Genomic DNA, 22004 nt, shown 5'->3' on the forward strand with positions numbered 1-22004 from the left:
AAAAGATACTAGAAAAATCACTATACTCTCATGTTTTTTTAATCGATGAGAGTATAGTGATTTTGAAACTTCTTCACTTATTTAATTGAAATGCGCTGTTACTATTTAATTTCAATAGCTGAAGTTATATCGTTCCAATCTGCAGCTAAATTAGCAGTTTGACCATACCAATCAGAGTGTCTAAAGGAGACACCTTTTCCATATCCTTGAGTTGAAGAATGTTCCCATAGCGTTGTTGAATAACTTGCAGAAGGTGAAGCTGTACTTACAGAAGAAATTCTGTCGTTCCAGCTAGAAGGTAGGTTTTTAAAGCCACTGCTCCAATAAATATACTGTCCACCTTTATTTTGATGCTCATAAAAATCGGTACTACCAGCACCACTACCTAAAGGGTTAATTTGATTTTTAAGTGCCCTTTTATCCTTTTCAATAAAAGCATTCAATGTTTCTCTGCTAGTAAAGCCATAAGCTAACCAATCTCCATTTTCATTTTGCTTAGGTAGTACCATAGTAATTTGGATGTCTTTTTTTGATTGATCGCTTAATTTTGTGAATGAATTAACATTCTTTTCATCAACTTTTAAATAATCAAATGATTTAATTGTATTATCTTTTTCTGCAGCACTTACTACTCCTAATCCTCCAGTTAATGCAAAACCTGCTACTAATGTCCCTGCTACTAATTTCTTCAACATATAACCATCCCTTTTTGTTTAGATTTTTGTACAGGTAAAACTTGTACATGTAAAATGTATTCTAATTTCGTATTTTTGTAAATATTCTGAAGTTTTAGAAATAATAGGCGGAATATTTACAGTTTTGCATTTATTCTTTAGAAAAAATAGCTATTGGAATGATATAATAAATAGATATATTGCTATTGTTGGATGTTGAAATGTTTTAGGAGGAAAGCCATTGAAGTATTTCAATAAAGATTGGTATAAAGAAATGCAAGTATCTGGATTTTTAATTTTCTCAGAAACATTAGAAGAATGGGAAGAGATTTTGCGAGAGAGCGAAAAGGTAGGAATGGATTATAAGAAAAGTTTGAGAGAAGACGTGGAAGAAAAGAAAGAAGATTTATTAAAGTTTCTACCTAAGTCACTACATCCATACATTCATGACAATGCAATTAAGTCAGAATACCCATCAGAAAAGTTAAAGAAACTTATGCTTGATTGGACAGAAGATTATGAGAAAAGAATGAATGATTTAGAACAAGCTCATATAGATAATTATAATGCTATAAAAGAAAAGCTCGCGCAGAATGTCGTTCAACTACATGAATACTCACTACATGACAGTGTAGTCAAATCAGTAGAGAGAAGATCAAAAGATACGCTAATTATTACTTTAGATTGCAGTGGTACTTTCAGTGAATTTGACAAACTGGAAGTAACTTTTACAGGCGTAACGAAATGTTCTATTCCGGAAAATTTTGAAGGTGCTTGGTGGTTATGTCATGAAATAGATCTTACTAATGAAGGTTTCGAATTGGGTGTTTTATTTGATTGCCCATTTGAAGAAGTGACGATTTGTGCAAAAGATGTATTGCTTAAGAAAAGTAACTAGTAAACTTTATAACTTTACAAATAAAAAACAGTCTTATATGACTGTTTTTTATTTAGATGCTAAATTATCAAGTTTCCAATATGTATCTGTTAACGGCGCAGCTTTGCTATCTATGTATAAATACATATTATTTAAATCTTTTGGAGAAGTTTTCATATTAAATACAATGTCGGTAGTTAAAGAAAACTCAGATGGAACCTTTTTAGCATTTTCATTTTGTATAAATTCACCTTCGTATTTTTCACCCGTTTTTGCATCTTTTAGGAAATATTTTATTTCTGAAAGATCTATCGTTTGTCCTTCAGCACGAGCATTATTTATAGTAACGCGAGCTGTGAGACGCCACTCTTTGTCTATTTTATCGAATTTTGCATTTTCAACAGTTGCTCTATAGTATTCGTTTTTAAATATTTCCCCATAGTGCATTGCATTCTTTTCAAAAGCGCTCTTTTCTTGTTTTGGTGCAGTATTTTCACTACATCCTGCCATTATTCCTGTAAATAATAATGCTGTACAAGTTACTTTAATTATAGATTTCATAGTAATCCCTTTCTGTATTAAAAAGTAAAACATAGGAATAATTTTACATCAATAGGAGGTTAAATGGAAGTGTATTTGCGGAATATGCAAATATACATTTATTTCGTTGTCAAGTTAACGTGATAGAAAGAGGGAGAATACTGTATAAAACGGAATAAATAAGAATTGAAAATATTGTAAAACGGAAGAGGCGTGCATATAATTAAAATAAAGATTAAATTTCTGAATCTTCAATAATGGTGGTGGGAACATGTTTACTGAAGAGCGTAGAGAGAAAATTTTAGAGTTACTTAAGAAAGATGGAAGGATAATTGCTAAGAATCTTGCGGAAAGTTTCGATATGTCTATCGATTCTATAAGAAGAGATTTGTCTGTTATGGAAAAAGATGGATTGTTGAAAAGAACGCACGGAGGTGCAATTGAACTTACGCGAGTGAGAAACTTAGCTGCCGAACCATCGAAACGTTATAGTGATCGTTCTATAAATGAAGAAGCGATTGCAAAAGTTGCTGCATCCTACATACAAGAAGGAGATTCCGTTTTTATTGGCGGGGCTTCTATTCATTATGCTATGTTAAAATATTTACCTGAAATGTCATTTACAGTGATTACGAATTCTTTAGAAATTGCTAGTACCTTACGGGAATATAAGAACATTGATACGTACTTAATTGGTGGAAAGGTGAAACCATCAGGAAATATGACAGATACACTTGCCTCTGAAATGATAAGTAGATTATCTATAGATCTTTATTTCTCTACAGGTGGTGGCATTTCATTGAACGGTATAAGTACTGCAACTCCGGAAGTTGCTTATTTTGGAAAAAGAGTAAGTAACATTGCTAGAAGAAATATTTGTTTAGCTCCTCATAATAAACTCGGAATAGACTGCTTTATAATAGGAGAGTCACTAATAGAAATTGACCTTATCATAACAGATGAAGAGGCTAATAAAGAAATAATTCTACAATTTGAGAAACAAGGGAAAGAAATTGTAATAGCATCAATAGACTGCATTTAAAAGGAGTTTGTAATGATTATAAAAGGACAAGAGTTTCATATAAATGGATTAACTTATACAGTTCGTTCTGCAGCTGAAACGGATGCTGAGCAGTTATCGAAAATTAGAGTTCAGATCGATGGCGAAACTGAAAATATGGATAGAGAAGCTGGAGAGGGATTTATAGATAAGATAGGTTTTCAAAATATAATAAAAGCAGATAGTGAAGAGATGAAAAATCTCTTTTTAGTTGCAGAAGTGCACAACCAAATCGTAGGATTTTCAAGATGTGAAGGATCGAATTTGAAAAGATTATCCCATAAAGTAGAGTTTGGCGTTTGTATTTTAAAAGAGTTTTGGGGATATGGAATGGGTAAGAGTCTATTGCAACAATCTATTCAGTGGGCTGATGAAAATGAAGTGAAAAAGATATCATTACAAGTGTTAGAGACAAATGAAAAAGCCATTCAGCTGTATAAAAAATCAGGTTTTGAAGTAGAAGGTATTTTAAAAAATGATAAAAGATTATCGAATGGGAAGTATTATAATACGGTAGTAATGGGAAGGTGTATTTGAGTCTGTTCATAAAAGAGGTGGAAATGTATGTTTTATAGAAGGAAGTACTATATAGTAAAGAATGAATTTATAAAAATATTTAATGAGCATTTTACTCACACGAACTTACCTAATCAGTTAAAGCATGGTTCCAGGTTAATAGGACGCTGGATGAAAGATAATAATGATGGTACAACAGAAATATTCGCCATATGGGAATATGATAGTTATGAACAGTATAAAGAAATTGAATCGAAAATTAGAAGTGATGAGATGCATGTTAAAAGAATACATGATTGGTATGAAAAACATGGCGGAAGAGAATATGTTTTACAGAAGTACATATTAGAGTTGAAAAATGAAGAGTTAGTATGTACTGTAATTTGATAGAGAGGTGAGGGGGAATGAGAATTAAAACAAAATTATATTTTAGTTTAGCATCTACCATTTTATTTGCCATAGCTGTAATAGTTTTCTTTATAGACGGCAATCCACAAAAGTGGTTTTGGTTATGTATTTTCTTTGCGTCCATTATACAAAATATAGTTTTACTAAAAAAGAATAAAGAAGCGCATTAAAATATTCAAATTATTAACATATTTGTGTCGTCTTTCTAGTTTTATTGAAAACGCTTTTATTCAGTTTTATAATAAAAGTATGTTTTTATAGATCTCCAAAATAATGAATAGGGAGATGATACAATGTTAGCTTCACCGTTTTACTTACATACATGGAAAAAGTTTGTTGATGAAGGAGTCCTTGATTCGAACCGTATGAACGAAAGAATTTCAGAGTCATGGTATCGATGTAAACAAGCAAATGTGAATCCTCATATGAATAAAGGTCTGAAAATTTTGTCTTCTAATATTTTTCACGATCAAAAGAAAAAGAGTGAAATCTTCCTTGATATAGCAATACCTCAAATACAAAATATGAGAAAAACTATTGACGAACTGCAAATGATGGCATTATTAATTGATCCAGACGGTTATGTTCTATCGTTAAGTGGAAATCAGCAAACGTTGAAACGAGCGAAACATATTAACTTCATTGAAGGTGTGAAATGGACGGAAGCAGCTGTTGGTACAAATGCGATAGGAACCGCGTTACAGATTGAAGAGGCTATTATGATTAGTGGTACAGAGCATTATTCTGTCGCATCTCATAGCTGGAGCTGTGCGGCCGCTCCGATTCATAATGATGACGGGAAATTAATTGGAGTTCTAGATTTCTCCTGTCCAATTGAATTTTCACATCCGTATATGCTCGGGATGGTAACTTCGATTGCACATGCGATTGAACGTGAATGTAGTATTCGAGTGCATCAAAATGAACTACATTTAATCCATCGTTTTTTAGATGTAATTGACAGTGATGAACAAGTTGTCATTTGTAATCATCGTGATGTCATCGTTTCCGCAAGCAAAAAGGTTCGAGAACGTGTTTCTAATTGGTCACGAATGAAACTTGAAGATTTAATGCAACATGGATTGAAGCCTAAATTAGAAGTACCAGTATATAGTAATGATAGAATGATCGGGAAATGTATTTATGTAAAAGAAAATAAGCGAGAGAATTTATTTTCTACTTCCCCATTTATAAACGGAATTACTTTCCCAGGAGTTATTGGGACAAGCAATGCATTTCAACATACTTTAGAAGAAATTAAGCTTGTATCTCCAACTGACGCTAGTGTATATGTTTGTGGTGAAACAGGTGTAGGGAAAGAATATGTAGCGAGAGCGATTCATGAAAATAGTCCAAGAAAAAATGGTCCTTTTATAGCTGTTAACTGCGGTTCATTGCCGAAAGAATTAATGGAAAGTGAATTGTTCGGTTATGCTGAAGGTGCGTTTACAGGTGCGCGGCGCCAAGGATATAAAGGGAAATTCGAACAAGCAGACGGAGGAACAATATTTTTAGATGAAATTGGTGAAGTGCCGCCAGAGATGCAAGTAGCATTATTACGTGTTTTACAAGAACGAACAGTAACACCTATTGGCAGTTCAAAAGAGATACCTGTAAATATTCGTATTATTACTGCGACACATAAAGATTTACTGCGATTAGTTGAAGAAGGAAAGTTCCGTCAAGATTTATATTATCGTTTACATGTGTATCCATTATATGTTCCATCGTTAATAGAAAGAAAAGAGGATATACCGTACTTCATACAACATTTTTGTGAACGAAAGGATTGGAATGTTGTATTTCCAAAGAGTATTTGTAATCAATTTTCACAGCATACATGGCCCGGAAATATTCGAGAATTATTAAATGTATTAGAACGCATATACATTTTGTCGCAAGGACGGGAAATATGCGAAAAACAAATCTCTTTTTTATTACAAACAATGATGGGAAATCACCATCAACTTGCATTGCAAACAGAAAATAAAACAGAACATACATTAAATTTTCGTGAAAAAATACAGCGTGATAGTATGATTGAAGCGCTAGAAAAGACGAATGGAAATGTTTCATTAGCTGCAAAACTTTTAGATGTACCTCGAAGTACATTCTATAAGCGAATGCAAAAATATAAGCTATAAAGTAGATTTTTGTAATCTACTTTTTCTTTGTGGGCTCATGTTCTGTCGGAATGTGCGCTTACCGGGGAAATAATAGAATAGTTAGAAATTAATTTCCGAAAGGGGGACTTATGTGAAGTATATTGAAATTGGCTTCGGAAATAGGTGGTTCGTTCGAACAGAAACTGAAAATAAAGATGGAACTGAATTTGAGGAACGAGGAATTATAAAACCTATTTATTTTGAGTCACTATATGTACGAATGTGGTTTCGGAAAACGTGTTTTATTTTTGATACGAAAGAAGGGTTTAAAAAAACTAAGAAGAGGAGGATTGAATATAAATTTATAGTTGGAATTGTAAGTAGAATAAATAAAGAAAAAGTGTGCTGATATACATTATTATATTGACCAGGAAATTCTTTGGACTTATATCAAATTCATAAAAAGCAATTTTACTAAATATAAATTGTTAATAAAACCACTAAAAATTATTATCAAGACCTAAAAGCTAAAAATCCTAAAAAAATAAAGGTGAGCGCATATTAGTCATGTATAATATGTACTCACCTTTATTTTCTTGTTCAAAGCACCCGTTAGTCACTCATGGAACATGGAATAAAGTGTGGTATTGATTTAAAATAAAGTTTGATAATTTATAAAAAAGATTGATAAAACCCTGTATTAATATAAGGTTTTTCTTTTGCCCCTTAAATTTCAGTTGTATTGTTCAATTAAAGGGCCAGATTGTTGAGGAAACAGGAATAATAAGAATACTCAAAAGATTGTTTGTGAAGTGTTACACTTAAACTAACGGGCAGTTTAGCTTAAGTACATTTTTTCACAAATTTAAAGGGGGAAATTTCCCCATTTTTTATACCAGCTTAACGTTGATTCGGGAATATTGAACTGCGCTACCTGCTAATTGAATTCTACTTCATCTGGAGACCTTTAAATTAAAATGTTTCCTTTCTTCTGACAGACTTATTAAATTTCGAAAACAATCAATTCAATCATCTTTTCGTATAGAAAAACTTATTAAGAAACATGCACTAGAAAAAATATAAATCATATATAGGAGATATCCCGTTTGAATGCTTGAGGAGGATATTATGAAACCTATGTTACCTTGTGAAAAATATTTCGGTAATTTAGAACTAGTTTATGCATTTTATGGGGCTATGCCTACAGGTGTTACTGTTTCAGAAACCGGTCGTATTTTCATTTGCTTTCCGAAGTGGGGAGACGATGTTAAATTTACGGTGGCGGAAATTTTTGAGGATAAATTGCAGCCTTATCCTAATTTACAAACCAATTTGGCTAACCCCGAGAATATCCCAATGACTTTCATCAGTGTCCAAAGTGTAGTTGCTGATGGAAGGGGAACGCTTTGGATATTAGATACAGCGGCACCCAATTTTTCTGAACCTATTAAAGGGGGGGCAAAATTAGTCGCTGTTGATTTAGAAACCAATACAATAAGAAAAGTATATACCTTTACAGAAGATGTTGTCCTGCCTACAACTTATCTGAATGATGTCCGTTTTGATTTTCGTGTTGGAAAAGCAGGTTATGCCTATATAACGGATTCTTCTTCAAGAGGACCAGGAGCTATTATCGTCGTAGATTTATCAAATGGAAACGCGTTTAGACGGTTAAATGGAGCAAATTCAACTTCACCCGATCCCTATTTTTTACCGAAAGTAGAAGGTCAAATTTTAATGAATCGAAACAAAGACGGTTCAACTTTTCCATTTAGGTTGGCGTCTGATAGTCTTGCGATTTCTCCCGATGGAAAGATATTATTTTTTGCTCCACTAACCAGTCGGCATTTGTTCTCGATCTCAACAGAAGCCCTGAGAGACAGAACGATACCGGACATGAATTTACCTTATCATGTGGAGTATTGGGGAGAAAAAGGTGCGTCTGATGGAATGATCACCGATGCAAAGGGAACTGTTTATGCTGGAGATTATGAAAACAACAGTATCCGTAAGATATTGCCAAATGGCATAATGGAAACTATCGCACATGATCCGAGAATTTTGTGGCCGGATACTTTTTCAATTGGTCCGGATCAATATTTGTATGTCATTGTGAACCAATTACATCGACAGCCTAGATTTCATTATGGAAAAGACTTACGACAGAAACCTTATAGTTTACTTCGTATCAAAATTGATGAATTTCCTGCTCCGACCTTTTCATAATAAAAATAGTCAATTAATTGTTTTCATTGATAGAAAATGATCAAACTTTTTTATAAAACCAAAACATAAACCTGCTGGATAAGAATCCATTTTGATCAATCTTTTTCAAAATGGATTCTTTTTATTTACCATAGAATACGGGTTAACACGATATTTTTAATCAAACTTTATTTTAAAATTACGAAGAAACTCATGAATGTTTTAAAAAATATGGTGAAGTAGTAATACCCGAACTTATGAGTGAAATTAATGAAAAGTTAAAATGGGATGTTGTTAGTTATGTAGATCATAAGGAGTATGCTTTATGGCCACTACTAAAATATTTTAAAAAGATAATTAAACAAGATTCACAAGAATGGAAAACGCGAGGTTTAGAACTGTATAAATTATCTAGTGTAGCAGATATAAAGGGGAGTAATAGAGCCTCGTACGATATACAAAAAGAAATTGCAACTGCTGCAGTAAAAAGTGGGATTAATGATATATGGCAAGTTAGACAACATGATGAAGAATTTCGTTTCTCGTTAAATTTAATATATAATCAATTATTTGATTTTGTGGAGATTGCTACTGATATTGAAGAGTTAATTTCTATTTGGATATTAAGTTTTGGGATATTATCTTGGTATCACAAAGAAGACCGAGCAGGATTAAAACATATTTATTTCAAATGTATAAATAAAGGTAAAGAAATAGGCGCTGAAGAAATTGAAAGCCTATTAGCGGATTTATCACCAGAACAAGTAAAGATTGCTTTTTATCAAGAAAGTAAGGAATATTTAAAAATACAAAATCAAACTGATTATGATCAAAGAAGCAAATTAGAAGAAAGTGAATTAAAAGCAATTCTAAGTGAAATGAAAGAGGAGGAAATAATAGAGTTTTTAAAATTTGAAAAGAATTCATTGATGAGATGGACTTCAATTAATATTGCTTGGGATATTATTGAAAATCGTGGTGAGATTTCTAAGGACATTGCTGAAGAATTTACTGAAATTATTTTAAGTAGATTAGAGAGTTATTCTTGGGAAAATTCGGGGTGTATAAGCATTGTTGAAAAAATTAAAAATATATTAAAAGAAGATTTTTTATGGGATTTGGCGGAATATAATATAAAAAATCTTGATGACGATGACAATTATTATACTTGTAGCTCGAATATGGAGTTTCTGTTGCAATACGCAGGAGATTTATTATCTATAGATATTGTGAAATATATGTTCGATGAAGAGTTGAAATGTCACTATATGTGGCTAACTGGATGTGGACATATAAGCTTTAACTTTGAAATTGCTCCTTCAACTAGCTATTTACCTCAGCCTAAAGATATTAAGGAACTTGTTTGTAATATTCTATTTGAAGATTTTTCATTGAAAATCTCAATAGCTCTTTCAAATATTTCTTGATTAATACAAAATCTTTCTGTTATCCAATAATTAAGTTCAGAAGATATAAGGCTTTGTTCTATTTTCTTACCTTGGGAATATTGTTTTAAAACATTATTATTAATAGAAGTCGGAATGCCATCGATATAACCGAAAATCTGAATTTTCTTTAATACAGGAGATATACGCCAATCATTAGACTTTGTAATGATTTCTTTCATACTTGATAAATGTATTGGCTCTGTATGTAAAACTTCTGCTGGACCTGGATTGCTAGTAATCTTTATCTTATTATTTGAGACTTCATAAGTGAAAGTTTCTCGTACATTACTTACTTGAAATGATTCATAAAGTGGATAAGCTTGGAATAAAGGTGCACAGTAACCAACATCAACATAGTAAGGCTGCTCTAAGTTAACCCGTATGCATAAATGTCCGAGATTCATATACAAATAATAAACGTCAAAACCAAGGTTTGATAATAACCAATGAAATCCAATCGAGTGCGTCCAACAAGTACCGCCCAGACCTTTTGTTGTAATACGGTCTATATATGTCTCAACGGAAGGAAAATAATCCGCTGTTTCATTACCTTTTTCACAGTCAATTATTTTAGTAAGAGTTTCCCACTTTACTTTTTCTTGATGAGCTTTAATAAGTTCATTTAAAAACTTTAAGCTAGTAGGCTGTTTTGTAGCACCTAAAAATGATAGAAAGCTATTTACTAGTTGTTCTTGAGACATTTTCTTATCCTTTCTATATAGGAATTGTTATTGGTATTATTATACAATAAATGTCAGGAAATACAGTTATTTATAGAGTAGGAGAGAATTATATGTCTATGTCGCTATATTATAAAAAGATCCGGGAGCAATTAGGCCATGAACTAATTCTAATACCGAGTGTAGCTGCAGTTATTAAAAATGAGCAGGGAGAAATCTTATTTCAATATCCTGGAGGAGAATACTGGAGCTTGCCAGCTGGAGCAATTGAACCTGGAGAAACTCCAGAAAAATCGGTAGTTCGGGAAGTGTGGGAAGAAACGGGTTTGAAAGTGCAAGTAAAAAAACAAAAAGGCGTATTTGGAGGGGAAGAGTTCCGTCATACATATCCGAATGGCGATCAAGTAGAATACATTGTTGTTGTGTTTGAGTGTGAAGTTATCAGTGGTAAGCTGAAGTCAATAGATGGTGAATCCTTAAAACTACAATATTTCTCTTTATCTGAAAAGCCACCATTATCGTTACCGTACCCAGATAAAATATTTTTATAGATGTAAAGTAGCACACCTTATTCATTGAAGGTGTGCTATTTATATAATCCCGCCGTATACATTTCCGTCAATGTATGTACTATCTCTTCTAACACTAATTTCTTATCATTTTTCACAATCGTCCAAAGAAACATCTCATTCATAGCGAACCAAGCACGAGCTACAATTTCTTTATTTAATTCAGGATGTGCTAATCCACTTTCTTGAGAGTATGTAATATCCTGCGTAATATTGTTTATAAAGCGTTCCCGTATCTCTTCCCATTTTTGACGTATCTCTTTTGATAATCCTATAGCTTCCTGAACAACTTGCAATATAGCTCGTTCTTTTTCTGCTAGTTGTAGGAATGCTCTAACTTGATTTTGAATCATTTTATGTGCTTCTTCTTTCGTTTGAGGCGAAAAGGAGCGCTCAGCAATATCATAAAATTGATTCATGACATCTTCCATTAAAACGATAAGGAGATCATCTTTGTTTTTAAAGTATACATATGCCGTTCCATAACCAGTTTCTGCATGTTTAATAATTTGTGTAATTGTCGTTTTTTGAAATCCGTTATGTATAAAAATAGTGTAACCAGAGTGTAATAGTTTTTTCTTTGTTTCTAAGGAGCGGTGTTTTCTTGATGAAAGAGTATTGTTTTTCAAAGAATCACCTCTTTATACTGAAATATCTGAAAATATAACAGTATTGTAAAAGAAATGCATATATAAAGTCAACTGACATAATATCATTGACGTTATATCAACTAAGGTGATATATTTCAATTAGTTAGAATAAAAAGAAAATTAAAAGAAGGTGACACCATGTATAAAGAACCATTTCAACCAACTTATGAATATGCGCTTGAATGTGATAAACATGATGAACTGAAAGATTTTCAAACTGAATTCTATAAAAAAGAAGGAACAATATATTTAGATGGAAACTCATTAGGACTACTTTCAAAAAGAGCAGAGAAATCGTTACTTACGTTGCTAGATTCATGGAAGGAGTATGGTATTGATGGTTGGACGGAGGGTGAACACCCTTGGTTTTTCCTTTCGGAGAAATTAGGTGAGTTGACTGCACCTCTTATTGGGGCTTTACCGGAAGAAACAATTGCAACCGGTTCCACGACGACGAATATTCATCAAGTAATCGCTACGTTCTATGAACCGAAAGGAATACGCACAAAAATTCTTGCTGATGAATTAACATTCCCATCAGATATATATGCACTTCAAAGTCAAATTCGTTTAAAAGGATTAGATCCAGATGAGCATTTAGTACGAGTGAAAAGCCGAGATGGTAGAACGCTTTCTGAAGATGATATTATTCAGGCAATGACAGATGATGTCGCGTTAATTTTATTACCTTCTGTACTATATAGAAGCGGTCAAATTCTTGATATGAAACGTTTAACAGCGGAAGCACATAAGCGTGGTATTCATATCGGATTCGATTTATGTCATTCAATCGGTTCTATTCCGCATTATTTCAAAGAATGGGATGTTGATTTCGCTATTTGGTGTAATTATAAATATTTAAATGCAGGACCTGGTGGAGTTGCGGGCCTTTATGTAAATAAAAAGCATTTTAATAGACTTCCAGGATTATCAGGTTGGTTTAGTTCTAGAAAAGATAAGCAGTTTGATATGGAACATACATTAACAGCTGCTGATCATGCAGGTGCTTATCAAATTGGTACACCGCACGTATTAAGTACTGCACCTTTAATTGGTTCTCTTGAAATATTTAAAGATGCTGGTATAGAACGTTTACGTGAAAAATCTCTACATATTACAAGATACATGATTGATTTAATTGATCACGAATTAAAAGATTACGGATTTACAATTGGAAATCCATTAGAAGATGAAAAACGAGGCGGTCATATTTATTTAGAGCATGCAGAAGCAGCACGCATTTGTAAAGCGTTAAAAGCAAATGGAGTTATCCCTGATTTCCGTGCACCTAATGGAGTAAGACTTGCGCCGGTCGCTTTATATAACACATACGAAGAAGTGTGGAAATCTGTACAAATATTAAAGAAAATTATGAAAGATGAAGAGTATAAGCAGTTTGAAAATAAGCGAGAGGTTGTGGCATAAGTATGAAAGCTTCAGAGTGGATTGATATTTCACAACCGCTAAATAATGATATTGCCACTTGGCCAGGAGATACACCGTTTTCGTATGAAGTTTCATGGTCAAAAGAAGAGAGTGGCTCAGTAAATGTCGGAAAGTTAACGATGAGTATTCATACAGGTACTCATATTGACGCACCGTTTCATTTTGATAATGATGGAAAGAAAGTAATAGATTTAGATGTTCAAGTTTATGTCGGTCCAGCACGGATCATTGATGTTTCTAATCTTGAAAGTATTGGGAAAAAGGAATTAGAAAACTTTCATTTAGAAGGCGTAGAACGCTTGTTGTTACGCACATCTTCACATGGTAAAGCTAATGAATTCCCCGATGTAATCCCGAATTTACGTGCTGATATCGCACCATTTCTTTCTGAAAAGGGAATTCGTTTAATTGGGGTGGATGTACCATCAGTTGATCCATTAGATGATAAAGAATTAGCAGCGCACCATCAATTGTTTAAACATGGCATACACATCTTAGAAAATGTCGTACTAGATCATGTAGCAGACGGTGATTATGAATTAATCGCATTACCACTTGCCTTAACAGATGCAGATGGAAGTCCAGTTCGAGCAGTTATTAGACCAATATAAGTAGAAATATATAAAAGGGGTGTTTGGCTAATATGAAAGAAAACGAAAAGGTAATTATGGAAAAAGGAATTCATACGGACTTTAAAGAGAATATGACGTACGGGGAGTATTTACAATTAGATAGTTTACTATCTTCTCAAAAGAGATTATCAGATCATCATGATGAAATGTTATTCATCGTGATTCACCAAGCAAGCGAGCTTTGGATGAAATTAATTTTACATGAGTTAAATGCAGCAATTGAATCGATTAAAAATGATAAATTACAACCAGCTTTTAAAATGTTAGCACGTGTATCAAAAATTCAGTCGCAAATCATTCAATCTTGGGATATCCTTGCGACATTAACACCATCTGAATATATTGAGTTTCGTGATTCACTTGGTCAAGCCTCAGGGTTTCAATCGTATCAATATCGTATGATTGAGTATGCACTTGGCTATAAAACACCGCACGCATTAAAAATTTATGAAAAGGATCCAGAATTACACGCTCGACTTCATACAGCGCTACATGCACCAAGTTTATATGATGTGGCAATTCAAGCACTTGTAAAAGAAGGATTCCCTATTCATAAGGATGTGTTAAATCGTGATATTACGCAGCCTTATGAAGAAGATGCAACGGTAGAAGCGGCATGGATAGAAGTGTATGCAGATGTGAAGAAATATTGGGATTTATATCAGCTTGCTGAAAAATTAATTGATATAGAAGATTGGCTTCAACAATGGCGTTTCCGTCATATGAAAACAGTAGAACGCATTATCGGACATAAAATGGGAACAGGCGGCTCTTCTGGTGTATCGTATTTAAAACGAGTACTTGATCAATGTTTCTTCCCAGAGCTTTGGAATGTTCGGACGAAATTATAAAAACAAACCTGTCAGTTCATTACTGGCAGGTTTGTTTTTTATTTGAACACAAGTATGTTTTAATTAAAGCTACAAGATATAATAAATAAGGTAATGATTTAATTGGAGGTAAAGTTTTGAATTTCAAGCAACTAGAAAATAAATTTGAAAAGAAAAAAGTAAATACATTTCTCGTTTATCAAAAAGGTGAGCTAACCAATGAATATTATAAAACGATAGAATGTGCAAGTAATTTATATAAAATAAATTCGATTACAAAAAGTATTGTATCCATATTAATAGGTATTGTAATCGATAAAGGATATATAAATGATATACATACACCAATTACAAAATGGATTCCAAATATACCAGAAGAAAAAAACGAATTAACAATTTATCATCTATTAACGATGACTACAGGTGAAGATTGGAAAGAGTTTGGAAATGGAGTAGTGTTCCCAAATGATTTTGTAGAATCGAAAAACTGGGTGCAGTACATATTAGAAAAAACAATTATTGAAGAACCCGCTACAAAAATGAATTATAACTCAGGGTCTTCGCATTTGCTTAGTTATATTATTCAAGAAGCTACCGGAATGTCGACAGAACAATTTGCAAAAAGATATTTATTTGATCCGTTAGAAATTACCGAGTATGAGTGGCAACAAGATCCCCAAGGAATACATGTCGGCGGGTTCGGCATGAAAATGAAATCTAAAGATGTATTAAACCTCGGAATATTATGTTTGCAGAATGGATATTGGCAGGGGAATGAAATTGTATCCTCGAAATGGTTAGAAGAATCAAGTACACCTCTATTTGAAACGTATGAACATGTTGGGGCGTATGGATATCACTGGTGGGTATTGAATAACGAAAGATTTCACATGCCGTATTGTATGTACTTTGCTATGGGATATGGCGGGCAATACATCGTTATCATTCCGCAGTTAGAGCTTGTTGCTGTAATAAGTAGTCATATGCCAAAACGTGGACTCGTTCCATTGAAATTATTTATTGAACATGTACAAGAGAATGATAAGTTGAAATAAGAAGAGGAGAGAATGTATGAGAAGTGTAAAAACATTATCTTTATTTAGACTATGTTTAAGTCTTCTAGCATGTAGCGCCATTATTACGCAATTTATAATAAGGGCACAAGTGAAACCGTTCAATCCAGTTAACTTTTTTAGTTTCTTTACGATCGAAAGTAACATCTTAGTTGTATGTATTCTCCTTTTAAGTAGCATTGGAACAGCTACATTTGGTCGGTCAGAGCAGTTTAGTATACTTCGTGGTGCCGCAACTGTATATATACTTACGACAGGACTCATTTATTTTTTGCTATTAAGAGGATTAGAAGAATCACTTCAAACCGCAATACCATGGGTAAATACGGTGCTACATTATATCATGCCAATTGCCATGCTTTTAGATTGGATTATAAATCCACCTAGTAAGAAAATCACTTGGAAACAAGCTGCAAGTTGGCTCTTATTCCCGTTCTTTTACGTTGTGTACAGCTTAATACGTGGCACGACTGTGAATTGGTATCCTTATCCATTTTTAGATCCGAGAATAGGCGGATATGGTAGAGTGCTTTTATACAGTATAGGGATAGCGATTGTAATTGGTGCTATTTGTATATTGGTAAGATTTTTAGGGAATCGAGATTTTAGGAAAGAATTTTAGAAATGAAAGAAACCCCACTGTTAACATGTTAACAGTGGGGTTTCTTTCATTTTATCTACTCGTCTTATGAAACGACATTTTTAAAAATTTATCCGTCTTCGTTTCAAACTCAACATCAACAAAAACACCATATTCTTTTCCATTTTCACGTAGCCACAATTTAAATTTTTCAACTGTTATTTGAACGGTTTTTGGTTTTCTACCTATATGAAGATAATCAATAATCTCCGCTTTTGGGTATTGTTCTTTCGTCTTTTCTACAGCAAGTTTACCCCATTTTGCATACGGTGGCTGCGCATGAACAATTGATGGACCGATATATATATTTGAACATGTTGTTATGAACAGAATAACAAGTGCGACACGCTTTAATAACAATTTCTTCATGATGAACTCCTTTTATCCTTTTTTCATATTGTTTACATATTTTTTCAACGATATGAGTTTGGATTTTTTTGTCTTCTTTACATAAAAGCGAGGCTTTTACAAAACATAACCAAGAAATCATTTCCGTAATTAAGGAGGGAAAATTATGCGTCAAAAAGCTATTTTTAAAATAGCAGTTTTACTTGCGTTCATAGGACTATCTTTGATGGTCAGTAGTATACAACTAAAGAATGTAGAAGCTTTTTCTAATCAAGTCATTCAAAGAGGAGCATCTGGCGAAGATGTCATTGAGCTGCAATCTCGTTTGAAATATAACGGATTTTATACGGGAAAAGTGGATGGTGTTTTCGGATGGGGTACATACTGGGCACTTCGAAATTTTCAAGAGAAATTTGGACTACCTGTTGATGGTTTAGCTGGAGCCAAAACGAAGCAAATGCTTGTAAAGGCAACGAAGTATGACAAGTCAACTGCTAATAAAGGAACGACAACGAATAAAGGAAATAGTGGTGGTACTGCACAAGAAAATAAACCACCTCAAAATAAAGGGACAAATGTTCCAAACGGTTATTCTCAAAATGACATTCAGCTCATGGCAAACGCAGTATATGGAGAATCTCGTGGTGAGCCGTACTTAGGGCAAGTTGCAGTAGCTGCGGTTATTATAAATCGAGTTACAAGTGCATCATTTCCAAATACCGTTTCGGGTGTAATCTTTGAGCCAAGAGCATTTACAGCAGTAGCAGACGGACAAATATATTTAACGCCAAATGAAACAGCGAAAAAAGCTGTATTAGATGCAGTTAATGGATGGGATCCAACAGGAAACGCATTGTATTATTTCAATCCAGATACTGCAACAAGTAAATGGATTTGGACTCGTCCACAAATTAAAAAGATTGGGAAACATATTTTCTGTAAATAGAGCGGAGGTGGAATTGTGTTACGAGGTATTGTAATCGTATTATTAACAATCGGTGTAGTTGGAACTGGATACTGGGGCTATAAAGAGCACCAAGAGAAGAATGCAGTATTAATTCGAGCAGAAAATAGCTATCAACGTGCGTTTCATGATTTAGCATACGAAGTTGATTTGTTGCACGATAAAATTGGAACAACGCTTGCAATGAATTCGCGTGCATCTTTATCACCTGCATTAGCAGATGTATGGCGTTTAACATCTGAAGCTCGTTCGGATGTAGGACAACTTCCTTTAACATTAATGCCTTTTAATAAAACGGAAGAATTTTTAGCAAATATCGGCGATTTTAGTTATCGTGCAGCCATTCGTGATTTAGAAAAAGAACCCTTAAATGATCAAGAATACAAAACGTTGGAAACTTTATATTCAAATGCAGGAAATATACAAGATGAGTTACGAAAAGTACAGCATCTAGTTTTGAAAAATAATTTACGCTGGATGGATGTTGAGATGGCACTCGCATCAAATCGTGATCCTGCAGACAACACAATTATTGACGGATTAAAAACAGTAGAGAAAAACGTAACATCGTATTCATCTACAAACTTCGGACCGACCTTTACTAGTGCACAAAAAAATAAAAAAGGCGGATTTGAAGCAGAAGGGAAAGCAATCTCTAAAGATGAAGCAGCGAAAATTGCAAAATCATTTTTGAACTTAAAAGGAAATGAAAAAGTAGATGTTGAGAAAAGCGGAAAAGGTGCGAAAGAATCTTTCTATAGTGTAAAAATTAAAGATAAAGCAACGAATAATGAGTTTTATATGGATATTACCGGAAAAGGTGGATATCCAATTTGGGTAATGAATAATCGAGAAATTAAAGAGCAGAAAATTAGTTTAAACGATGCTGGTAGTAAAGGTTTGACATTTTTAAAAGACCATAAATTTAATAATATGGAGCTTTATGATAGCTCGCAATATGATAATGTTGGTGTATTTACGTATGTAGTAAATGAGAATGGCATACGAATTTATCCAGAAGCAATCCAAATGAAAATTGCTTTAGATGACGGTTCCATCGTTGGATTTTCCGCAAAAGAATATTTAGCATCACACCAAAAACGAACAGTTCCCTCAGCAAAGCTAACTGCAGCAGAAGCAAGAAAGAAAATCAATCCAGATGTTAAAGTTATGGAAGAACGTAAAGCTGTAGTTGTAAATGATTTGCATAATGAAGTACTTTGCTATGAATTTATAGGTACTTTAGGGAAAGATACGTACCAAATTTTCATTAATGCAAATAGCGGAGCAGAGGAAAAAGTGAAGAAAATGCAAGCTGTTGAAAAAATTTATGATTAAACTTTAATAGTAAAGTGGTGAGAATAATGAAAATCCTAATATATATGTTGATGCTTTGCTTTTTTATAACAGGATGCAGTATTGGAAAAAAGGACAATCCAAACGAAAAACCAGAGCAAAAAAATGTTTCGACGAAAAATGTTAATTATACGAACAAACCAAATAAGCCAAATGAAAAAGCAGCGGACCATTTAGCATCTTTAGCCGCGAGTGTGCCAGGTGTGAATGATGCAACAGCGGTAGTTGTCGGGAAATATGCTATTGTAGGTATTGATGTAAAAGCGAAACTCGATCGAACTCGCGTGGAGTCCATTAAATACTCTGTAGCAGAAAGTTTAAAAAACGATCCGGATGGTGCTAATGCAGTCGTTGTAGCGGATGTTGATACGTATGAACGACTCAAACAAATTGGAAAGCAAATTAAAAAAGGCAAAACAGGTGAAGGTATACTTGATGAGTTAGCAGCAATTGTTGGCCGAGTAATGCCACAAGTTCCAAATGACATGATTGAAAATCGAGAAACGAATCCAATTAAAGATAATGATAAACAATTACCAAAAGATGAAGAACAAGAACTAAGAAAAGAACAGAATGACCAATCAAATAATCATTTGAATAAATAAAGTTAACCCCGTACTTAATTGTACGGGGATTTTTCAATATAATATTTAATATTTAATATTTAATATTCAGTTTATTTTTAAGGGAATATATGGTTTAATTATGATGGGAGGGACAACTGTTATGATGAAAAAAAGCGCATTAATAGTATGTAGTTTATGCTTAGGTTTCAGTATGACAGCGTGTGAACAGAAGAAAGAAGTGAAAAAACAAACAGCGACTTCTTCTACTGTGATGGAAAGGCAGCAGAAAAATTCTATCAATATAAATCATTTCTCGAACATAAATGAAGGAATGACTTATACAGAAGTGAAAGATTTAATTGGTTTTGATGGTAATTTACTTATAGAAGAAGGTGTAGAAGATTCTACACAAATTAAACAAATTTTTTCTTGGAAGGGAAGCGATCCAACTTCATTAGTTGAAATTACCTTTTTAGATGGAAAAGTGCATTCAAAAGAGCAGCAACGTTTAAGTTAATAAGTTGAAAAATGGGAGAGTTTCGCATGAACATACATACAGGGGAAATTCAATTAGTTCCGTATAAGCAGAAATATAAAGAAGTTATACAAACATTTACTTTACCAAGTGAACAAGTTCAATTCACATCAGATCCAGGTGAATTATTGGAGAAAGCAAAAAGTGATCGAACAAAAAATGTGATTGTTATTTTAGATTACAATGGGGTACCTGTTGGTCTTTTCGCATTGCAAACGGGAGATAGAGTACAGGAGTTCACAGATAATGAAAGCGCTCTACTTTTAACTTCGTTTTCTATAAATCAAAATAGACAAAGAAAAGGATATGCTAAAAAGTCATTGGCTTTATTACAAGAGTTTGTAAAACGTTATTTTCCGATGAAAAATGAAGTTGTACTTGCTGTGAATGAAAAAAATATTCCGGCACAAAATTTATATGTAAAAGTCGGCTTCCAAGATAAAGGTTTTAGAAGAATGGGACCAATTGGTCAACAAATCATAATGCATTTATCTATCATGAAATAATAATAAAAAAACTTACTCTTGCATAACAAAGTAGTAAGTTTTTTTATTTAGAACGATAAGAGAATATATATGAAAAGGCTATATTTAAGAGTCAAGAAATTATAGCTAGTTACATAAAAAAATAAAGATACTTGAAAAACTTTAAATTTAGTAAGTTCTACAATCATTAAATAATACTTTTTGGGGGTGTAGCTTTATGGAATTTATTCAATTACTGAAGAAAGATGACTTATTTAATAAGGCAATAGATGTTTTTTGGAAAGAATGAGGTGAGGAAGGTGGACGTGTTTTTTATGAAGATTGTATGACTAATGCTTTAACTGATCCAAATGACATACCGAGTTTTTACATTGCAAAGGTAGATGATAAGATTGTCGGAACGTATGCATTAATTCGCAATGATTTAAATAGTCGTCAAGATTTGAGCCCGTGGTTAGTGTGTTTGTAGATGAAAAATTTAGGGGCAACTCTATAGGAGCAAAATTGTTGAATCATGGACTGCTAGAAGCTGCAAAGAGATGGTATCAATTTCTTTATCTTACTTCAGATCTTAACGGATATTATGAAAAATATGGATGGGAAGAAATTTGAGTTGCTTATGGGCCTAGTGGAGGGTACATACCTTTGTTTAAAAAGTCAACGGCTCTATAACAAAATCACTTTTTATTCAACAAACAGGTGCTTTCGTTAAATGAAATTAAACACCAAGAACCTTACTACAATAAAATGTAGCAAGGTTCTTATAGGTTATATTAAATAACTTTACATCAACTTTGAAACACATTTAAACGAGGAGAAATGATATGACAATTTATATTGCATTACTAAGAGGAATCAATGTAGGCGGGCATAAGGTAATCAAAATGGTGGATTTAAAACAAATGTTTGAATCAATAGAGTTAAAACAAGTAAAAACATATATTCAAAGCGTTAATATCGTGTTCGAATCTGAGGAGAATATAACATTTCTAAAGGAACGAATAAAATCTGAAATTAAAAACGTTTTTGGTTTTGATGTTTCTATCATGTTAAGTACACATGATGAATTTATAAATATTATAAAAAATGCCCCTATGAAGCTGATTCATTGCTAGAAGGTGAAAGTATACATGTTGCTTTCACCTTCTAGCAATGAACTTTCTGAAAAAGATCAGCTGCTTATGCAAAAAAATGAGACTGAAGATTGCTATATTCATGAAAAAGTTGTGTATTTATTTTTCAAAAATAGCATTCGAAATTCTAAATTAATGAACCAGTTTCAGAAGTTACATACACCAGCTACAGTAAGAAATTGGCGGACTGTGAATAAATTAAAAACGATAGTTGAGGGTATGTAAATTTAAAAAGGTGAGATTTTCTGTATATAGAAAATCTCA

24 protein-coding genes and 2 pseudogenes are annotated in these 22004 nt (G+C 33.1%); 21 read left to right on the plus strand and 5 right to left on the minus strand.

All coding sequences use genetic code 11. The features are described 5' to 3' along the window. Positions 1-101 precede the first annotated feature (101 nt). Entirely contained in the window at positions 102-695 is a 594-nt protein-coding gene (locus MKO96_RS00970; RefSeq protein ID WP_240586345.1) for a hypothetical protein, read from the minus strand. 220 nt (positions 696-915) lie between these two features. On the opposite strand from MKO96_RS00970, the gene MKO96_RS00975 reads away from it, so the two are divergent. After that, positions 916-1572, plus strand: a complete 657-nt coding sequence (locus MKO96_RS00975; RefSeq protein ID WP_240586346.1) for a DUF4085 family protein — start codon at positions 916-918, stop codon at positions 1570-1572. Between the two features lie 48 nt (positions 1573-1620). Here MKO96_RS00975 and MKO96_RS00980 read toward each other — a convergent pair whose 3' ends face one another. Then, the gene (locus tag MKO96_RS00980) at positions 1621-2112 is read right to left on the minus strand and encodes a hypothetical protein (protein WP_240586347.1); all 492 of its coding nucleotides are present in this window, start codon (positions 2110-2112) and stop codon (positions 1621-1623) included. A 250-nt stretch (positions 2113-2362) separates the two neighbouring features. Between MKO96_RS00980 and MKO96_RS00985 the strand changes: the two genes are divergently transcribed. The 7 genes from MKO96_RS00985 to MKO96_RS01015 all read left to right on the plus strand — a co-directional run bounded on the left by MKO96_RS00985 (position 2363) and on the right by MKO96_RS01015 (position 9812). Next, positions 2363-3133: a DeoR/GlpR family DNA-binding transcription regulator gene (locus tag MKO96_RS00985; protein WP_240586348.1), complete on the plus strand. Its 771-nt coding sequence runs from the start codon at positions 2363-2365 to the stop codon at positions 3131-3133. Between the two features lie 12 nt (positions 3134-3145). Continuing rightward, entirely contained in the window at positions 3146-3688 is a 543-nt protein-coding gene (locus tag MKO96_RS00990; RefSeq protein WP_240586349.1) for a GNAT family N-acetyltransferase, read from the plus strand. Between the two features lie 27 nt (positions 3689-3715). Next, positions 3716-4054 carry an NIPSNAP family protein gene (locus MKO96_RS00995; protein WP_087980634.1) on the plus strand — a complete coding sequence of 113 codons (339 nt, stop codon included), beginning with the start codon at positions 3716-3718 and terminating at the stop codon, positions 4052-4054. A gap of 314 nt (positions 4055-4368) precedes the next feature. Then, the gene (locus MKO96_RS01000) at positions 4369-6219 is read left to right on the plus strand and encodes a sigma-54-dependent Fis family transcriptional regulator (RefSeq protein WP_240586350.1); all 1851 of its coding nucleotides are present in this window, start codon (positions 4369-4371) and stop codon (positions 6217-6219) included. Between the two features lie 112 nt (positions 6220-6331). Next, positions 6332-6589 carry a DUF3977 family protein gene (locus MKO96_RS01005; RefSeq protein ID WP_087980631.1) on the plus strand — a complete coding sequence of 86 codons (258 nt, stop codon included), beginning with the start codon at positions 6332-6334 and terminating at the stop codon, positions 6587-6589. Positions 6590-7308: 719 nt separating this feature from the next. Continuing rightward, complete coding sequence (locus MKO96_RS01010) at positions 7309-8406, plus strand: L-dopachrome tautomerase-related protein (protein ID WP_240586351.1); 1098 nt, start codon at positions 7309-7311, stop codon at positions 8404-8406. 236 nt (positions 8407-8642) lie between these two features. Further along, a complete protein-coding gene (locus MKO96_RS01015) occupies positions 8643-9812 on the plus strand; it encodes a hypothetical protein (RefSeq protein ID WP_240586352.1) in 1170 nt (389 codons plus the stop codon). Here MKO96_RS01015 and MKO96_RS01020 read toward each other — a convergent pair. Next, complete coding sequence (locus tag MKO96_RS01020; protein ID WP_240586353.1) at positions 9722-10534, minus strand: arylamine N-acetyltransferase family protein; 813 nt, start codon at positions 10532-10534, stop codon at positions 9722-9724. The two genes, MKO96_RS01015 and MKO96_RS01020, sit on opposite strands and share 91 nt — an antisense overlap. A 92-nt stretch (positions 10535-10626) precedes the next feature. Between MKO96_RS01020 and MKO96_RS01025 the strand changes: the two genes are divergently transcribed. Next, entirely contained in the window at positions 10627-11064 is a 438-nt protein-coding gene (locus MKO96_RS01025) for an NUDIX hydrolase (protein ID WP_147808022.1), read from the plus strand. Positions 11065-11099: 35 nt separating this feature from the next. Here MKO96_RS01025 and MKO96_RS01030 read toward each other — a convergent pair whose 3' ends face one another. Further along, the gene (locus tag MKO96_RS01030) at positions 11100-11711 is read right to left on the minus strand and encodes a TetR/AcrR family transcriptional regulator (RefSeq protein ID WP_240586354.1); all 612 of its coding nucleotides are present in this window, start codon (positions 11709-11711) and stop codon (positions 11100-11102) included. A 159-nt stretch (positions 11712-11870) separates the two neighbouring features. Here MKO96_RS01030 and kynU point away from each other — a divergent pair, with 159 nt between their 5' ends. The 5 genes from kynU (at position 11871) to MKO96_RS01055 (ending at position 16335) form a co-directional block, all read left to right on the plus strand. After that, a complete protein-coding gene (gene kynU, locus MKO96_RS01035; protein ID WP_240586355.1) occupies positions 11871-13157 on the plus strand; it encodes a kynureninase in 1287 nt (428 codons plus the stop codon). Positions 13158-13159: 2 nt separating this feature from the next. Then, positions 13160-13789, plus strand: coding sequence for an arylformamidase (kynB, locus tag MKO96_RS01040; protein ID WP_240586356.1), 630 nt, complete (start codon positions 13160-13162; stop codon positions 13787-13789). A 32-nt stretch (positions 13790-13821) separates the two neighbouring features. Then, on the plus strand, positions 13822-14661 hold the full coding sequence (gene kynA / locus MKO96_RS01045) for a tryptophan 2,3-dioxygenase (RefSeq protein ID WP_199694243.1): 840 nt from the start codon (positions 13822-13824) through the stop codon (positions 14659-14661). A gap of 116 nt (positions 14662-14777) precedes the next feature. After that, complete coding sequence (locus MKO96_RS01050) at positions 14778-15695, plus strand: serine hydrolase domain-containing protein (protein ID WP_240586357.1); 918 nt, start codon at positions 14778-14780, stop codon at positions 15693-15695. A 16-nt stretch (positions 15696-15711) separates the two neighbouring features. Beyond that, complete coding sequence (locus MKO96_RS01055) at positions 15712-16335, plus strand: Pr6Pr family membrane protein (protein ID WP_240586358.1); 624 nt, start codon at positions 15712-15714, stop codon at positions 16333-16335. 51 nt (positions 16336-16386) lie between these two features. On the opposite strand, the gene MKO96_RS01060 is transcribed toward MKO96_RS01055, so the two are convergent. Beyond that, positions 16387-16722 carry a DUF3889 domain-containing protein gene (locus MKO96_RS01060; RefSeq protein ID WP_087980621.1) on the minus strand — a complete coding sequence of 112 codons (336 nt, stop codon included), beginning with the start codon at positions 16720-16722 and terminating at the stop codon, positions 16387-16389. A gap of 145 nt (positions 16723-16867) precedes the next feature. On the opposite strand from MKO96_RS01060, the gene sleB reads away from it, so the two are divergent. The 7 genes and pseudogenes from sleB to MKO96_RS29445 all read left to right on the plus strand — a co-directional run bounded on the left by sleB (position 16868) and on the right by MKO96_RS29445 (position 21965). Further along, positions 16868-17647, plus strand: a complete 780-nt coding sequence (sleB, locus tag MKO96_RS01065) for a spore cortex-lytic enzyme (protein WP_240586359.1) — start codon at positions 16868-16870, stop codon at positions 17645-17647. A 15-nt stretch (positions 17648-17662) separates the two neighbouring features. Then, complete coding sequence (gene ypeB / locus MKO96_RS01070) at positions 17663-19003, plus strand: germination protein YpeB (RefSeq protein WP_087980620.1); 1341 nt, start codon at positions 17663-17665, stop codon at positions 19001-19003. 26 nt (positions 19004-19029) lie between these two features. Next, on the plus strand, positions 19030-19626 hold the full coding sequence (locus MKO96_RS01075; protein ID WP_048547299.1) for a YhcN/YlaJ family sporulation lipoprotein: 597 nt from the start codon (positions 19030-19032) through the stop codon (positions 19624-19626). A 121-nt stretch (positions 19627-19747) separates the two neighbouring features. After that, on the plus strand, positions 19748-20104 hold the full coding sequence (locus MKO96_RS01080) for a hypothetical protein (protein ID WP_240586360.1): 357 nt from the start codon (positions 19748-19750) through the stop codon (positions 20102-20104). Positions 20105-20130: 26 nt separating this feature from the next. Further along, positions 20131-20628, plus strand: a complete 498-nt coding sequence (locus tag MKO96_RS01085) for a GNAT family N-acetyltransferase (protein WP_240586361.1) — start codon at positions 20131-20133, stop codon at positions 20626-20628. A 196-nt stretch (positions 20629-20824) separates the two neighbouring features. Continuing rightward, positions 20825-21219: pseudogene (locus MKO96_RS01090) on the plus strand (GNAT family N-acetyltransferase). Positions 21220-21431: 212 nt separating this feature from the next. Continuing rightward, positions 21432-21965: pseudogene (locus tag MKO96_RS29445) on the plus strand (DUF1697 domain-containing protein). Positions 21966-22004: the final 39 nt, after the last annotated feature.

The sequence above is a fragment of the Bacillus sp. ES1-5 genome (genome assembly GCF_022487605.1).
GTDB lineage: Bacteria > Bacillota > Bacilli > Bacillales > Bacillaceae_G > Bacillus_A > Bacillus_A wiedmannii.

Bases quoted from the DNA above. Each gene is read 5' to 3' on its own strand.
- MKO96_RS00970 (WP_240586345.1), bottom strand. From the start codon at position 695: ATGTTGAAGAAATTAGTAGCAGGGACATTAGTAGCAGGTTTTGCATTA.
- MKO96_RS00980 (WP_240586347.1), bottom strand. From the start codon at position 2,112: ATGAAATCTATAATTAAAGTAACTTGTACAGCATTATTATTTACAGGA.
- MKO96_RS00985 (WP_240586348.1), top strand. From the start codon at position 2,363: ATGTTTACTGAAGAGCGTAGAGAGAAAATTTTAGAGTTACTTAAGAAA.
- MKO96_RS00990 (WP_240586349.1), top strand. From the start codon at position 3,146: ATGATTATAAAAGGACAAGAGTTTCATATAAATGGATTAACTTATACA.
- MKO96_RS00995 (WP_087980634.1), top strand. From the start codon at position 3,716: ATGTTTTATAGAAGGAAGTACTATATAGTAAAGAATGAATTTATAAAA.
- MKO96_RS01000 (WP_240586350.1), top strand. From the start codon at position 4,369: ATGTTAGCTTCACCGTTTTACTTACATACATGGAAAAAGTTTGTTGAT.
- MKO96_RS01010 (WP_240586351.1), top strand. From the start codon at position 7,309: ATGAAACCTATGTTACCTTGTGAAAAATATTTCGGTAATTTAGAACTA.
- MKO96_RS01015 (WP_240586352.1), top strand. From the start codon at position 8,643: ATGAGTGAAATTAATGAAAAGTTAAAATGGGATGTTGTTAGTTATGTA.
- MKO96_RS01020 (WP_240586353.1), bottom strand. From the start codon at position 10,534: ATGTCTCAAGAACAACTAGTAAATAGCTTTCTATCATTTTTAGGTGCT.
- MKO96_RS01025 (WP_147808022.1), top strand. From the start codon at position 10,627: ATGTCTATGTCGCTATATTATAAAAAGATCCGGGAGCAATTAGGCCAT.
- kynU (WP_240586355.1), top strand. From the start codon at position 11,871: ATGTATAAAGAACCATTTCAACCAACTTATGAATATGCGCTTGAATGT.
- kynB (WP_240586356.1), top strand. From the start codon at position 13,160: ATGAAAGCTTCAGAGTGGATTGATATTTCACAACCGCTAAATAATGAT.
- kynA (WP_199694243.1), top strand. From the start codon at position 13,822: ATGAAAGAAAACGAAAAGGTAATTATGGAAAAAGGAATTCATACGGAC.
- MKO96_RS01055 (WP_240586358.1), top strand. From the start codon at position 15,712: ATGAGAAGTGTAAAAACATTATCTTTATTTAGACTATGTTTAAGTCTT.
- MKO96_RS01060 (WP_087980621.1), bottom strand. From the start codon at position 16,722: ATGAAGAAATTGTTATTAAAGCGTGTCGCACTTGTTATTCTGTTCATA.
- sleB (WP_240586359.1), top strand. From the start codon at position 16,868: ATGCGTCAAAAAGCTATTTTTAAAATAGCAGTTTTACTTGCGTTCATA.
- MKO96_RS01075 (WP_048547299.1), top strand. From the start codon at position 19,030: ATGAAAATCCTAATATATATGTTGATGCTTTGCTTTTTTATAACAGGA.
- MKO96_RS01080 (WP_240586360.1), top strand. From the start codon at position 19,748: ATGATGAAAAAAAGCGCATTAATAGTATGTAGTTTATGCTTAGGTTTC.
- MKO96_RS01085 (WP_240586361.1), top strand. From the start codon at position 20,131: ATGAACATACATACAGGGGAAATTCAATTAGTTCCGTATAAGCAGAAA.